The sequence below is a fragment of the Kitasatospora sp. NPDC005751 genome, from assembly GCF_040630835.1.
Taxonomy (GTDB): Bacteria; Actinomycetota; Actinomycetes; order Streptomycetales; family Streptomycetaceae; genus Kitasatospora.
This window is the reverse complement of record NZ_JBEXYC010000055.1, coordinates 1-13,325: the sequence shown is the minus strand read 5'-3', so window position 1 is coordinate 13,325 and position 13,325 is coordinate 1. Positions and strand designations below refer to the sequence as shown.

Genomic DNA, 13,325 nt, shown 5'->3' with positions numbered 1-13,325 from the left:
GGTGCTCAGACCGTCGCGATCGGCACGAGCGTGGCGCCCTGCAGCTCGCTGACGGCCGCGCGGGCGAGCGCGCGCGGCGTGGCGAAGGTCTGGTAGTGGTTGACGACGCTGATCCAGGTGCCGTCCGCGTTGCGCATCATGTGCAGCTCGTCGCCGTCGATCCGCACCGAGTAGCCGGCGCCGCCGTGGTGGTGGCTGCTGCCGTCGGTGACCGGGCGGCCCTGGATGCGACGGCCCTGGAAGAGCTCGTCGAAGGTGTCGGACGCCCCCGGGTCGGCCGCCGTCGCCGACTTGCTGGTCGGACCGGCGACGCCGAGCACGACGGTGCCGGCGGCCGCGGTCAGGGCCACGGCGGCCCCCTGCAGCATCCGCCGCCGGGTCAGCTCCGAGGCATGGGTGTCTTCGGACATGGTGGTACCCCCCTTGGGCACCCCGTCTGGTGTTGGGGCGCCGTTCAGAAAAGCTTGCAGAAACGTTAATGCGAGGCGATTTCATGATCGTGCTCGCTGTTTCGATGCTCGCAGGGCAACTCGACCTAGTGAACTGCCGATCGGCGGGGGTACGTACGGTTGGCGCGGATTCAGCCATCCCCCGACTGCCCACGCCTCGGACGCCCCAGGAAGATCTCCCGTTTCTCCACTGAATGATCGTCAGACCCGGATCGATCTTCACGCTGTGCAGATCCCGCACCGGAAATCCTTCGCCCCCGACCCTTCCCCGGTGACCGGCACCACCCGGCCAGGATGGCGCGATGGGACGGCCTCCCTCCGGCCGCCGGTGGCCGAACCCCGGTACCGCCGGCCACAACTGTCGATTCGTCCGGTGGGCGCGACGCCCCCGACGCGTCGGGGGCGTCGGAGCGGGACGGCTCGGTAGCGTGACGGGATGGAGATCCTCGCCTACGGCGTCCAACAAGATGAGCGGCCCCTGCTGGAGAAGGCCTTCGCCGAGCGCCACGCGCTGCGCAGCCTGGCGGTCTTCCTCGACCGCGACACCGCCCCGCTGGCGGCCGGGCACCGCGCGGTCAGCAGCAGCGTCAACGACGTCCTGGACGCCCGGACGCTCGGCCTGCTCGCATCCGGCGGCACCGAGCTGATCGCGCAGCGCTCCACCGGCTTCAACAACATCGACCTGGACGCCGCCGCCGAGCTCGGCCTCACCGTCGCCCGGGTCTCGTACTACAGCCCGTACGCCGTCGCCGAACACGCCTGGGCGCTGGCGCTCGCGGTGAACCGGCGGCTCACCCGGGCCACCAACCGCTCCCGCGAGTTCGACTTCCGGCTGGACGGGCTGCTCGGCCGCGACATCCACGGGATGACGGTCGGCGTGCTCGGCACCGGCAAGATCGGCGAGTGCTTCGCCCGGATCGCCCACGGCTTCGGCACCGAGCTGCTCGGCTGGGACATCGCGGAGAACCCCGCGTGCACCGCGCTCGGCATGACCTACGTGGACCGCGCCGAACTGCTCGCCCGCAGCGACCTGATCAGCCTGCACGTCCCGCTGGTCCCGAGCACCCACCACGTGATCGACGGCGCGGCGCTCGCCCTGATGAAGGACGACGCGATCCTGATCAACTCCAGCCGCGGCGGCCTCGTCGACACCACCGCCCTGGTCGAGACGCTGCGCGCCGGCCGGCTGTCCGGCGTCGGTCTGGACGTCTACGAGGAGGAGACCGGCGTCTTCTTCTACGACCGCTCGGTCGAGGGCGTCAGCGACGACACGCTCGCCCGGCTGGTCACCTTCCCGCAGGTCCTGATCACCTCCCACCAGGCGTACTTCACGCACACCGCCGTCGGCCAGATCATCGAGGCGACGGTCCGCAACGTCGACGACTTCGAAGCCGGCCGGCGCAGCGAGAACACCCTGGTACCGAGGAACTGACCCCGGGGTGCCCGGCGGGGACCCGGCTTGCGGTCCTTCGGCCCGGGGAGGTCCGGGCACGCGATGCCGTCGCCGTCCCGGTCGACTGCGTTCGGTCGAGCGTGTCCGCCCGCAGGACGGCCTGCGCGTCGGCCTGGATCCTGAACGCGTCGCAGCCGACGACATGACCCTGGTGCACGTACGGGGCGCCGTCGACGGTGTGCTCCGGGGGCCACCCGCCGAGGAGCCCGCCCACCGCCCGGCCCCACCCCGTCCGGGGCGGGGCCGACCATCCTCCGGGACGCCCGGGGGAACGGAATGGACCTGGGGGAGGAATTCGCGGCAGAATGTGGTCTAGACCTCTACGTCGCTCTCCAGAAATGGCTATCCGTATGGAAATCGTGATCGTGCCCGACGCTGCCGCCGGAGGCAGCCTCATCGCCGCGGCGATCGCCGATCTGCTGACCGACAAGCCCGACGCCCTGCTCGGGGTGGCAACCGGCTCCACCCCGACGCCGATCTACCAGGCCCTGGCCGCCCGCGTGCAGGCCGGGACCCTGGACGCCTCCCGCGCACGCGTCTGCCAGCTGGACGAGTACGTCGGCCTCCCGGCCGGCCACCCCGAGTCGTACCGCTCGGTGGTCCTGCGCGAGGTCGTCGGGCCGCTCGGCCTGACCGAGGCGTCCTTCCTCGGGCCGGACGGCAACGCGCCGGACATCGCCGCGGCCGCGGCGGCGTACGACCGCGCGCTCGCCGAGGCCGGCGGGGTCGACCTCCAGCTGCTCGGCATCGGCACCGACGGCCACATCGGCTTCAACGAGCCGTGCTCCTCGCTCGCCTCGCGCACCCGCATCAAGACGCTGACCCGGCAGACCCGCGAGGACAACGCCCGGTTCTTCGACAGCCTCGACGAAGTCCCGCACCACGTGCTCACCCAGGGCATCGGCACCATCCTGGAGGCCCGCCACCTGGTGCTGCTCGCCACCGGTGAGGCCAAGGCCGAGGCCGTCGCCCTCGCGGTGGAGGGTCCGCTGTCCGCGATGGTGCCCGCCTCGGCCCTGCAGCTGCACCCGCACGCCACCGTCGTCGTCGACGAGGCGGCCGCCTCCGGCCTCAAGCTCGCCGACTACTTCCGCGACACCTACGCCGCCAAGCCCGCCTGGCAGGGCCTCTGACACGAGGCCGGGGCCACCCGGTGGAACCGGAGCCCCGCCGCCGAGGACCCGTCACCACCCGCGGTGACGGGTCCTCGGCGTTCCCCCGCGCCGCCGCACCCGACACGGCGCGGCTCGTCGGCGGGACCGTCCGGCGGTCCGGGGCGGGCAGCCCGCCGAGCCCCCGAACGGGCCTCCACCGCACGGGCCCTGGGCCGAACGGGTGGGCGGCAGGCTGTGCGGGTGGGTCATCCGTGCACCAACCGTGTCGCCGTGGGTAACTGTGCGCGTGCTCTCGGCTACCGGGCCCGCCGGGCGGGCGGGCTGACCGAGGCGCCCCCACTCCCCCTCCCGAACGGAACCACGCATGCGCAGTCCCGCTCTCGCCGCCTTCACCATGGCGGTCGCGCTCCCCCTGACCGGCCTGGCCGCCACCGGCACCGCCGTCGCGCAGTCGTCCCCCTCCCAGCGGGTGCCGATCAACGAGTGCGAAGGCGTCCCGAAGGTCTACGACACCGGCGCGGACCAGTTCCTCTGCACCCGGAGGGAGCTCGGCCCGGTCACCCTGCCGACGAGCCCGGTGCTGAAGGCGCTGCTGAAGGACTACGACCGGCTGGGCGGGGTGACGCCGGCCCGGTTCCTGGACTGGTACCGGGACTGGCGGGGCTGGAAGTACCCGGACCACAACGGCTTCACCGCCAACGGCGGCAACCTCGACATGACCGAGGTGACCCTGCCGACGGGCAAGAAGCTCGACCGCTTCGGCAGCAACGACCGCGGCAGGTTCCTGGCCCCCGGCGGCACGCGGTTCGCCGAGCGCGCCCTCCCGCCGGACTCCCTCAACGGGGGCGAGGCCAACTACCACTGCTTCGAGGTGCGGAAGGCGTTCAAGGTCCAGCAGGGCCACATCGCGGGCGCCTTCTCGCAGCCCGGCAACGGCCTCCAGCAGTGGCTCGACCCGGACCTCAAGCCGAACGACCCCACCCTGACGACCTTCGACGTGAGCGGCCTGATCACGGCGGGCTACCTGAAGGAGCACACGGACAAGAGCTACTGCCTGAAGGGGAACAGCGGGTCCTGACACCCGCCCGGACGGACGGAAGGGGCGGCGCCCGGACGACGACCGGCGCGCCGCCCCTTCCCGCGCCGCCGCCCCGCGGACGGGGGGCGGGGGAAGCGGCGGAGTAAGGCCCGCCTAGGCTGTGGAGGCAAGCAAAACGGGCGAACCGGACCCACCCAGGGTCGTGACGAGGGAAAGCGGGACCCGCCGATGGGCGACGGAATGTCAGGGATGCACCACCACGGCGGAATGACCGAGCTGGGCCCCTTCTCCCTCTCCAACGTCATGACCTGGTCCCCCGACTGGGTCTTCCTGATCGGCAGCCTGGCCGGCCTGGCGCTGTACGGCGCCGGCGTCGTCCGGCTGTACCGGCGCGGCGACCGCTGGCCGATCGGCCGGTCGGTCGGCTGGGCGGCGGGCATCGGCTCGGTGATCCTGGTCACCTGCACCGGGCTGAACGACTACGGCATGGTGCTCTTCAGCGCGCACATGATGCAGCACATGGTGCTCTCGATGCTGTCGCCGATCCTGCTGCTGCTCGGCGCGCCCATCACGCTGGCGCTGCGGGCGCTGCGCCCGGCCGGCAAGGGCCGGCCGCGCGGGCCGCGCGAGCTGCTGGTGGCCCTGCTGCACAGCACCTACGTCAAGGTCGTCTCGCACCCGGGCTTCACCATCCCGCTGTTCATCGCGAGCCTCTACGGGGTCTACTTCACCCCGCTGTTCGACTTCCTCATGCAGTACCGGCTCGGGCACATCTTCATGATGGTGCACTTCCTCGCCGCCGGGCTGGCGTTCTTCTGGCCGATCATGGGCGTGGACCCGGGCCCGCACCGGCCTGGCCACGTGATGCGGATCATCGAGCTGTTCATGGGGATGCCGTTCCACGCCTTCTTCGGCGTCGCGGTGATGATGGCCAGCCACCCGCTGGTGACCACCTTCACCGAGGAGGGAGCGCCTCCGGGGACGAAGCTGCTGGACGACCAGAAGCTGGCCGGTGGCATCACCTGGGCGTTCGGCGAGATCCCGACCGCGATCGTGCTGATCGCGCTGGTCTACCAGTGGATGCGGTCCGAGCAGCGGGTGTCCCGCCGCCGCGACCGCGCCGAGGACCGCAGCGGCGACGCCGAGCTGGCCGCGTACAACGCCTACCTGGCCTCGCTGGACAAGCGCGGCCAGCGGGCCGCCCCGGCACCGGCGGCCGACGCGGGCTGACCGGCCGCGCCGGCACCGCCCCCGACACCGTGACGAAGCCCCCGCCCCACCGGCGGGGGCTTCGTCGTCCCCGGCCGCAGGCTCCTCTGGGGTTCAGGACCCCGGCGGCTCGGGCCCTGGCGGCTCAGGCCTTCCAGCCGTTCTGGCGGGCGAGGCCGGCCACCAGGATGTCCAGACCGAACTCGAACCGCTCGTCACCGACGTTGCGGGTGAGCGCCGCCGCCATCGAGGTGATCATCGGATAGCGGTCGGCGGGGATGGTGGCGAAGTACTCCCGCACCTGGTCGGTGTAGTCCTGGGAGTTCCCGCCCCCACGCGTGGACGCCTCGAAGGTGGTCGCCGTGGTGTAGAGCCCGAGCACGTCGACCCCGTACGCGGCGGTCTGCTCGTCGAGGCCGCCCGCGCGCAGGATGCCGAGCATGGACTCGGCGATGTCCATGGCGTGCGGCGTGGTGGGCACATTGGCCACCACCGCCGCCCGGGCGAGGTCCCGGTGCGCCAGCAGGGCGTCCCGGGAGCGGCGCATCAGCCGCTTGATCTGCTCCTGCCAGTCGGCCGCGTCGGGCTCCTCGAGTTCGATCTCGGAGTAGGCCAGGTCGAGGACCTGCTCGACCAGCTCCTCCTTGCCGCCGATGTGGGCGTAGAGGCTCGCGGCCCCGGTGTCGAGCTCCTGGCCGACCCGTCGCATGCTCAGCGCGTCCATGCCCTCGGCGTCGACGATCCGCAGCGCCGCCTCGACGATCCGCTCGCGACTCAGCGGCTGGCGCCTGGCCGGCGCCTTCTCCTTCTCCTGCCAGTGCGCTGGCCAGCTCGGACGCGGGGCGGCACTGGTCATCGGGGCTCCTTCGTGGTCGGCGACGAGTCCCAGCGTACTTGACACGAACGCCGTTCCATGGGAAAACACTGTTCGTCGAAGGAAACAGCGTTCGTTCAGGCGAACAGAGTTCGCCCCCCAGTTCCAGCCCCCTTCCCAGCCGCGGATCCCGGAGAGCCCCCTCATGACCAGTCAGACCGCCCCACCCCCGGCCGCCACCGCGGCCGAGCCCGAACCGGCCGGATACCGGCTGCGCTGGGCCGCCCTCGCCGTGATCCTGGCCGCCGAGGTGATGGACCTCCTCGACACCACGATCGTCGGCGTGGCCTCCCCCGCCATCCAGCGCGACTTCGGCGGGGGCGACGCACAGATCCAGTGGATCTCCGCCTCCTACACGCTCGCCTTCGCCGTGCTGCTGATCACCGGCGGCCGGCTCGGCGACCTCTTCGGCCGCAAGCGCCTGTTCGTCCTCGGCGCGGCCGGCTTCACGCTCGCCTCCGTGCTCTGCGCGGCCGCCACCGGCGCGGGCACCCTGATCGCCGCCCGGACCGTCCAGGGCCTGTTCGCCGCACTGCTGATCCCGCAGGGGCTCGGCCTGATCAAGGCGATGTTCCCGCCCAAGGAGATCGGCGCCGCCTTCGGGCTGTTCGGGCCGATCCTCGGGCTCTCCTCCGTCCTCGGCCCCACCCTCGGCGGCTACCTCACCGACGCCGACTGGTTCGGCACCGGCTGGCGGATGGTCTTCCTGATCAACCTGCCGCTCGGGCTGCTCGCCGTGGTGGCCGCCGTCAGGATCCTGCCCGCCAACCGGACCACCCGGGCGGAGGGCGCCGGCCGGCTCGACCCGGTGGGCGTGCTGCTGCTCAGCACCGCCGTCCTGCTGCTGGTCTACCCGCTGGTCCAGGGCCGCGAGCTGGGCTGGCCGCTCTGGACGTACCTGGCCATGGCCGCCTCGCTGCCGGTGCTCCGGCTCTTCGCCCTCCACCAGCGCAGCGTGCTGCGGCGCGGGGGCACCCCGCTGATCGAGCCCTCGCTGTTCGCCAAGCGGGCCTTCACCTCGGCGCTCGCCACCGGCCTGGTCTTCTTCGCCGCGCTCTCCGGCCTGCTCCTGACCTTCACCCTCTACCTCCAGCTCGGCCTCGGCTGGACGTCGCTGCACTCCGGCCTCAGCATGATCCCGCTCTCGCTCGGCATCGTGGCCGGCGCCGTGCTCTCCGGCGGCGTCCTCGGCCCCCGCTACGGCCGCCGGGTGCTGCACACCGGGATGGCGGTCGCCGCCGCCGGCGCGCTCGGGCTCTGGGCCTCGGTGGAGCACTGGGCCGGCGGCCTGACCAGCTGGGCGCTGATCCCCGCGCTGCTGGTCACCGGATTCGGACTCGGCCTGATCATGGCGCCGTTCTTCGACATCGCCCTGGCCGGTGTGGAGGACGCCGAGACCGGCTCGGCGTCCGGCGTGCTCAACGCGCAACAGCAGCTCGGCGGCTCGATCGGGGTCGCCCTGCTCGGCACCGCGTTCTTCGGCTGGGCCGGTCCGGAGGGCTTGCGGCACGCGGCCGGCTGGACCTTCGGCCTCAGCGCGGGCCTGCTCGCGCTGGCCTTCCTGGTGGCCTTCCTGCTGCCCCGCCACGCCCGCCCGCACGAGGAGGGGTGAGCCCGCCTCCGGCCCCTTCCCGCCCCATCACCCGCGCCGTCGCCCGCCGGGACCAGCCCGGCAGGCGGCGGCGCCCGCGCGTGTGCGCCTGGGGGGTGTCGGCAGAGTCCCGCCGGGTCCGCGACGCCGCGACCCTGCCGACACCGCCTAGGATCCGGACATGCAAGCGCTTCTGATGGCCGCCCTGCTCGCCGTGGTCCTGCTCTCCCGGATCCAGGAACCGAGACGGTTGGGCAACGGAGTGCTGATCGGCCTGATCGGCGTCTGCGCGGCGCTCGGCACGGTGAGCGCGGTCGGCCACTTCTCCTCGTCGGCCGCGAGCGCCGTCACCGCCGGGGTGGCCGGCGCGGTCTGGCTGAGCGGGCTGGTCGCGGCCGCCCTGCTGGTGGCCAACGGGGTCACCATGGTCCGGCGGGAGGGCACCCGGCCGGCCAGCCTGCTGTCCCTGCTCGCCGGCGCCGCCCTGCTCGCCCTGCTCGGGCTGCTGCTCTCGGCCACCTACCTCAGCGTCCGGGCGCTGCGCGCGGCGGCCGGCGCCGCCGTCCTGCTCGGCGGCTACGGCGCCTTCCTGCTGCTCTGCTTCCTCGGGTACACCCTGCTGTACCGGCGCCTCGCCCCCCGGCCCGGCGCCGACTACCTGGTGGTGCTGGGCGCCGGGCTGAACGGCTGCGAGGTGCCGCCGCTGCTGGCCGCCCGGCTGGACCGCGCGATGGCGCTCTACCGCGCCGAGGAGGCCGCCGGACACGCACCGCTGATGCTGGTGACCGGCGGCAAGGGCCCGGACGAGAGCTGCACCGAGGCCTCGGCGATGGCGGACCACCTGGTCGCCGCCGGCTGCCCGCGGGAGCGGATCCGGCTGGAGGAGAAGGCCACCAGCACCACCGAGAACCTCGCCTTCAGCCGCGAGCTGATGGAGCGCGAACGGCCCGGCTACCACTGCACCGTGGTGACCAGCAGCTTCCACGTGCTGCGCTCCGCCGTGACCACCCGCCGGGCCGGGGTGCCGGGGCAGGTCGTCGGCGCGCCGACGGCCGGGTACTACTGGCCCAGCGCCGTCCTGCGCGAGGTGGTCGCGACGGGCCTGATGTACCCCCGGGCGAACGCCGTCGCCGTGCTGCTGCTCGCGACGGCGGGGGCGGTGGTGGGCTGGCGGTGGTGAGCCGCCCGGCCGGCCGCCCCGCCGGACGCGGAGAGGCCCCCGGGTCCGCGAACGGACCCCGGGGCCTCCCGGTACGGCTCGGTGCCGGCTCGGTGCCGGCCTGGTGCCGACTCCGCCCGGCTGGGATCAGCCGAGGTTGGCGAGCGCCTCGTTGAAGGTCTTCGAGGGACGCATCACGGCCGCGGCCTTGGCCGGGTCGGGCTGGTAGTAGCCGCCGATGTCGACCGGCGAGCCCTGCACGGCGATGAGCTCCTCGACGATGACCTGCTCCTGCCCGGCCAGCGCCTCGGCCAGGCCGGCGAACGCCTGGGCCAGCTCGGCGTCGGCGGTCTGCCCGGCCAGCTCCTGGGCCCAGTACAGGGCCAGGTAGAAGTGGCTGCCGCGGTTGTCGATGCCGCCGAGGCGACGGCTCGGCGACTTGTCCTCGTTGAGGAAGGTGCCGGTGGCGCGGTCCAGCGTGTCGGCCAGCACCTGGGCGCGGGCGTTGTCGGTGGTCTGGGCCAGGTGCTCGAAGCTGGCGGCCAGCGCGAAGAACTCGCCCAGGCTGTCCCAGCGCAGGTAGTCCTCCTTGACCAGCTGCTGGACGTGCTTCGGGGCGGAGCCGCCGGCGCCGGTCTCGAAGAGGCCGCCGCCGTTCATCAGCGGGACGACCGACAGCATCTTGGCGCTGGTGCCCAGCTCCAGGATCGGGAAGAGGTCGGTGAGGTAGTCGCGCAGCACGTTGCCGGTGACCGAGATGGTGTTCTCGCCGCGGCGGATGCGCTCCAGCGAGAACTTGGTGGCCTCGACCGGGTTCTTGATCTCGATCTGCAGACCGGCCGTGTCGTGCTCCGGCAGGTAGGTCTTGACCTTCTCGATCAGCACGGCGTCGTGCGCGCGGTTCTCGTCCAGCCAGAAGACGGCCGGGTCGCCGGTGGCGCGGGCGCGGGTGACGGCCAGCTTCACCCAGTCCTGGATCGGCAGGTCCTTGGTCTGGCAGGCGCGGAAGATGTCGCCGGCCTCGACGGCCTGCTCCAGCACGACGTTGCCCTCGTCGTCGACGAGCCGGACGGTGCCGGCGGCGGCGATCTCGAAGGTCTTGTCGTGGCTGCCGTACTCCTCGGCCGCCTGGGCCATCAGCCCGACGTTCGGCACCGAGCCGATGGTGGCCGGGTCGAGGGCGCCGTGGGCGCGGCAGTCGTCGATGACGGCCTGGTACACACCGGAGTAGCTGCTGTCCGGCAGCACGGCCAGGGTGTCGGCCTCGTTGCCGTCCGGGCCCCACATGTGGCCGGAGGTGCGGATCATGGCCGGCATCGAGGCGTCGACGATGACGTCGCTCGGCACGTGCAGGTTGGTGATGCCCTTGTCGGAGTCGACCATGGCCAGGGCCGGGCCCTCGGCCAGCTCGGCCTCGAAGGAGGCCTTGATCTCGGCGCCGTTCTCCAGCTTCTCGAGCCCGCCCAGGATGCCGCCGAGGCCGTTGTTCGGGTTCAGACCGGCCGCGGCCAGCGCCTCGCCGTACTTGGCGAAGGTGTTCGGGAAGAAGGCGCGGACCACGTGGCCGAAGATGATCGGGTCGGAGACCTTCATCATGGTGGCCTTGAGGTGCACCGAGAACAGCACGCCCTCGCTCTTGGCGCGGGCCACCTGGGCCGCCAGGAACTCGTGCAGCGCGGCGACGTGCAGCACCGAGGCGTCGACGACCTCGCCGGCCAGGACCGGGACGGACGGACGCAGCACGGTGGTGGTGCCGTCCTCGGCGACCAGCTCGATGCGCAGCGAGCCGGCCGAGGAGACCACCGCGGACTTCTCGGTGGACCGGAAGTCGTTCGCGCCCATGGTCGCGACGTTGGTCTTGGAGTCGGCCGACCAGGCGCCCATGCGGTGCGGGTGCGTCTTGGCGTAGTTCTTGACCGACGCGGGGGCGCGGCGGTCGGAGTTGCCCTCGCGCAGGACGGGGTTGACCGCGCTGCCCTTGACCTTGTCGTAGCGGGCCCGGACGTCCTTGTCCTCGTCCGTCTGCGGGTCGTCCGGGTAGTCCGGCAGCGCGTAGCCCTGCGCCTGGAGCTCGGCGACGGCCGCCTTCAGCTGCGGGATGGAGGCCGAGATGTTCGGCAGCTTGATGATGTTGGCGCTCGGGGTCTTGGCGAGTTCGCCCAGCTCGGCGAGGGCGTCCTCGATCCGCTGGCCCTCCTCCAGACGCTCCGGGAAGCTCGCGATGATCCGCCCGGCGAGGGAGATGTCGCGGGTCTCCACCCGCACACCCGCCGTCGAGGCGTAAGCCTGCACCACAGGCAGGAACGAGTACGTTGCCAGGGCCGGCGCCTCGTCGGTGTGCGTATAGATGATGGTCGAGTCAGTCATCGGTACTCCGCTTCACGTCTCCAACGTCTTGATGTCAAGATATCTCGTGTTCGCCCCTTCGCTCCACCTCCCCCCGTACCGGAGTGCGCTCCCGCGCCCGGGCGAGCCGGCGGCGGTCAGCTCCACCGTCGTCCCGGGGCGGGCGCCGGGCAAGCGGAGCAGCGGGGCGCGGGCCCGCGGAACCCCCCGCCGGCGGCCTCACCGGTGCGCGGCGAGCCGGGCGTCGAACTCGGCCTCGTCGGCCAGGAACCAGAGCTGGCCGCCCCGGTTGCTCTCCCGGACGAAGTCCCGCAGCGGGCCGCTGCCGTCGGTGTGGCGGGAGATGTCACCGACGACGGCCAGGCCGAGCCGGTAGGTGGCGAACTTCTGCACGATCCCGCCCGCGATCCGGGTGCTGAGGCGGAAGAAGTCCTCCTCGAAGCGCTCGACGGGCACCACGACCCAGGCCGCGCCGGCCGCGAACGCGTCACCGATCAGATCGGTGGCATCCCGTTCGTCGCGCACCGGCGGCCCGTCGGCGGGCAGGCGCAGGACGGTGACGGCGGACTCAGACATCGGCGTTCTCCCCGATCAGTGCGTTGACGATGACGAGCAGCTCGGCCGTGTCGGCCAGACCCCCGAGGATGACCACCTTGAGCGTCGAGCGCTGCTCGTCGTGCAGGGTCTGGACCCGCAGCGGTCCGTCCTCACGTGGGCCCGCGACGGCCGCCATCAGGGTGTTGGCCAGCCGGGCGGCCTCCACCGTCCCGATCGCGTCGATCTGCACGATGGTCGAGGCCTCGGCGTGGCGCCGCTCCTCGGACGGCGCGGGCGCGGGGACACCGGTGAACTCCGCGAGGTCCTGGGCGGTGATCCGGTACTGCTTGCCGATCCTGGTCGCCCGGAGGCGGCCGTCGCGGACGTAGCCGCGCACCGTGCGCACGTGCAGGTCCAGCAGTTCGGCCACCTGTTCCACCGAGTAGTAGGGCGCCACCAGGCCTCACTTCCTTCGATCTTCCTTATCATTACGCAAACTACCACAACGATCGGGCGCATAGGGAAGGAAAGGGAAGGCGTGATCGCGGGGAAGTCCGGGGACCGTCAGGACTCCGTCAACACAGCACCGCATTCGGTCAACGCCGCGTCAGGGGAGCGACCGACGGCCCGCCGCCGCCCTAGCGTCGGAGTAAGCAGTTCCCGCAGGCCCCACCACTCCTTGGGAGCACCGCATGGCCCCCGTCGTCTGGCACGTCCCGGTCACCGTCACCGGATCCACCACCGCCCTCCGGCTCTTCCGCCTGCGCGACGGCCGTCGCTGCGCGGTGGGCTTCGCCACCACCGAGGCGCTGACCGCGCTCCTCGGACCGGACCAGGCGTGCACCGAACTCGCCGAGCCTGCGCTGCGGGCGCTCGCCGCGCCGCTCGGCGTGGACGCCCTGGTCCTGGATCCACGGCTGGTGGCACCGCCCGTCGCCAGGCCCGCCCGGGAGGGCGCGGCCGGCACGCCCGCCGGGCCCTCCGGCCACACCGCGGCGGCTGTCCGGACCGAGCTCCAGCACCGGTGACGACGCTCCGGCTCGTCCCCGGCGCCCGGTCGCCCGAACCGGACCGGCGGGCCGCCGGCTCGGGACAGCGCTCCCCCGGGCCGGCGGCCCGGCCCGGGGGAGCCCCGCACGCCGGCGGCGGGCGGCCCCTGCACGCCCTGGTCCGGGTCGGCTTCGGCCCCGTACCGCTCGACTTCGACCGGCTCGCCGCCGAGTTCCCGGCCATCCGGAGCGGGTTCGCGCTGGCCGGCGGCGCCGACCTCGAACTGCGGCTCGTCTGCGGCGGCCCCCAGGAGTTGCGCGCGGTCTCCACCGCGCTGCTCCGGGCCGGCGCGGTGCGGGTCCAGGTCGACCTCGTGCTGCGCGCCCTGACACCTGCTCCGCCGACGCTGCGGCCGGTGCCGTAGGGCCGCCCGCGCCCCACCGTCGACCGGGCGGGGCGCGGGCGGCCCTAGGGCCTGTGTGATGTTGTGATCAGTGGAGCGGTCGTACGAGGTCGTCTATCCAGATCATCGAGGCGCGGAGGTGAAGGCCTGCGAGGTAGCT

The 13,325-nt window shown here is 72.7% G+C and carries 13 protein-coding genes; 8 read left to right on the top strand and 5 right to left on the bottom strand.

Annotated features, from left to right (window positions below; genetic code table 11):
* Positions 1-5: 5 nt before the first annotated feature.
* Positions 6-410 carry a tyrosinase cofactor gene (locus tag ABZ497_RS30385; protein ID WP_359809801.1) on the bottom strand — a complete coding sequence of 135 codons (405 nt, stop codon included), beginning with the start codon at positions 408-410 and terminating at the stop codon, positions 6-8.
* 475 nt (positions 411-885) lie between these two features.
* On the opposite strand from ABZ497_RS30385, the gene ABZ497_RS30380 reads away from it, so the two are divergent.
* The 4 genes from ABZ497_RS30380 to ABZ497_RS30365 all read left to right on the top strand — a co-directional run bounded on the left by ABZ497_RS30380 (position 886) and on the right by ABZ497_RS30365 (position 5,286).
* A complete protein-coding gene (locus ABZ497_RS30380; RefSeq protein WP_359809799.1) occupies positions 886-1,881 on the top strand; it encodes a 2-hydroxyacid dehydrogenase in 996 nt (331 codons plus the stop codon).
* 371 nt (positions 1,882-2,252) lie between these two features.
* The gene (nagB, locus tag ABZ497_RS30375) at positions 2,253-3,035 is read left to right on the top strand and encodes a glucosamine-6-phosphate deaminase (protein WP_329491001.1); all 783 of its coding nucleotides are present in this window, start codon (positions 2,253-2,255) and stop codon (positions 3,033-3,035) included.
* A 346-nt stretch (positions 3,036-3,381) separates the two neighbouring features.
* A complete protein-coding gene (locus tag ABZ497_RS30370; protein ID WP_359809797.1) occupies positions 3,382-4,095 on the top strand; it encodes a TNT domain-containing protein in 714 nt (237 codons plus the stop codon).
* 210 nt (positions 4,096-4,305) lie between these two features.
* Positions 4,306-5,286: a cytochrome c oxidase assembly protein gene (locus ABZ497_RS30365; RefSeq protein ID WP_329492364.1), complete on the top strand. Its 981-nt coding sequence runs from the start codon at positions 4,306-4,308 to the stop codon at positions 5,284-5,286.
* Positions 5,287-5,410: 124 nt separating this feature from the next.
* On the opposite strand, the gene ABZ497_RS30360 is transcribed toward ABZ497_RS30365, so the two are convergent.
* Positions 5,411-6,121: a TetR/AcrR family transcriptional regulator gene (locus ABZ497_RS30360; protein WP_359809796.1), complete on the bottom strand. Its 711-nt coding sequence runs from the start codon at positions 6,119-6,121 to the stop codon at positions 5,411-5,413.
* 163 nt (positions 6,122-6,284) lie between these two features.
* On the opposite strand from ABZ497_RS30360, the gene ABZ497_RS30355 reads away from it, so the two are divergent.
* The gene (locus ABZ497_RS30355) at positions 6,285-7,751 is read left to right on the top strand and encodes an MFS transporter (RefSeq protein WP_359809794.1); all 1,467 of its coding nucleotides are present in this window, start codon (positions 6,285-6,287) and stop codon (positions 7,749-7,751) included.
* 160 nt (positions 7,752-7,911) lie between these two features.
* On the top strand, positions 7,912-8,910 hold the full coding sequence (locus ABZ497_RS30350; RefSeq protein WP_329490996.1) for a YdcF family protein: 999 nt from the start codon (positions 7,912-7,914) through the stop codon (positions 8,908-8,910).
* Positions 8,911-9,036: 126 nt separating this feature from the next.
* Here ABZ497_RS30350 and ABZ497_RS30345 read toward each other — a convergent pair whose 3' ends face one another.
* The 3 genes from ABZ497_RS30345 to ABZ497_RS30335 form a co-directional block, all read right to left on the bottom strand.
* A complete protein-coding gene (locus tag ABZ497_RS30345; RefSeq protein WP_359809792.1) occupies positions 9,037-11,256 on the bottom strand; it encodes an NADP-dependent isocitrate dehydrogenase in 2,220 nt (739 codons plus the stop codon).
* Positions 11,257-11,454: 198 nt separating this feature from the next.
* Positions 11,455-11,811: a DUF4180 domain-containing protein gene (locus ABZ497_RS30340; protein ID WP_359809790.1), complete on the bottom strand. Its 357-nt coding sequence runs from the start codon at positions 11,809-11,811 to the stop codon at positions 11,455-11,457.
* Complete coding sequence (locus ABZ497_RS30335; RefSeq protein WP_359809788.1) at positions 11,804-12,229, bottom strand: helix-turn-helix domain-containing protein; 426 nt, start codon at positions 12,227-12,229, stop codon at positions 11,804-11,806. Before ABZ497_RS30335 ends, ABZ497_RS30340 begins: the two co-directional genes overlap by 8 nt.
* 235 nt (positions 12,230-12,464) lie before the next feature.
* Between ABZ497_RS30335 and ABZ497_RS30330 the strand changes: the two genes are divergently transcribed.
* Complete coding sequence (locus ABZ497_RS30330; protein WP_359809786.1) at positions 12,465-12,800, top strand: SAV_915 family protein; 336 nt, start codon at positions 12,465-12,467, stop codon at positions 12,798-12,800.
* On the top strand, positions 12,797-13,186 hold the full coding sequence (locus tag ABZ497_RS30325) for a hypothetical protein (protein ID WP_359809784.1): 390 nt from the start codon (positions 12,797-12,799) through the stop codon (positions 13,184-13,186). The genes ABZ497_RS30330 and ABZ497_RS30325 overlap by 4 nt, the downstream gene beginning before the upstream one ends.
* Positions 13,187-13,325: the final 139 nt, after the last annotated feature.

What these genes read in the sequence shown, in the direction of transcription:
- ABZ497_RS30355 (WP_359809794.1), top strand. Translation starts at nt 6,285, where the DNA reads ATGACCAGTCAGACCGCCCCACCCCCGGCCGCCACCGCGGCCGAGCCC.
- ABZ497_RS30380 (WP_359809799.1), top strand. Translation starts at nt 886, where the DNA reads ATGGAGATCCTCGCCTACGGCGTCCAACAAGATGAGCGGCCCCTGCTG.
- ABZ497_RS30360 (WP_359809796.1), bottom strand. Translation starts at nt 6,121, where the DNA reads ATGACCAGTGCCGCCCCGCGTCCGAGCTGGCCAGCGCACTGGCAGGAG.
- ABZ497_RS30350 (WP_329490996.1), top strand. Translation starts at nt 7,912, where the DNA reads ATGCAAGCGCTTCTGATGGCCGCCCTGCTCGCCGTGGTCCTGCTCTCC.
- ABZ497_RS30345 (WP_359809792.1), bottom strand. Translation starts at nt 11,256, where the DNA reads ATGACTGACTCGACCATCATCTATACGCACACCGACGAGGCGCCGGCC.
- ABZ497_RS30370 (WP_359809797.1), top strand. Translation starts at nt 3,382, where the DNA reads ATGCGCAGTCCCGCTCTCGCCGCCTTCACCATGGCGGTCGCGCTCCCC.
- ABZ497_RS30330 (WP_359809786.1), top strand. Translation starts at nt 12,465, where the DNA reads ATGGCCCCCGTCGTCTGGCACGTCCCGGTCACCGTCACCGGATCCACC.
- ABZ497_RS30385 (WP_359809801.1), bottom strand. Translation starts at nt 410, where the DNA reads ATGTCCGAAGACACCCATGCCTCGGAGCTGACCCGGCGGCGGATGCTG.
- ABZ497_RS30365 (WP_329492364.1), top strand. Translation starts at nt 4,306, where the DNA reads ATGCACCACCACGGCGGAATGACCGAGCTGGGCCCCTTCTCCCTCTCC.
- nagB (WP_329491001.1), top strand. Translation starts at nt 2,253, where the DNA reads ATGGAAATCGTGATCGTGCCCGACGCTGCCGCCGGAGGCAGCCTCATC.
- ABZ497_RS30340 (WP_359809790.1), bottom strand. Translation starts at nt 11,811, where the DNA reads ATGTCTGAGTCCGCCGTCACCGTCCTGCGCCTGCCCGCCGACGGGCCG.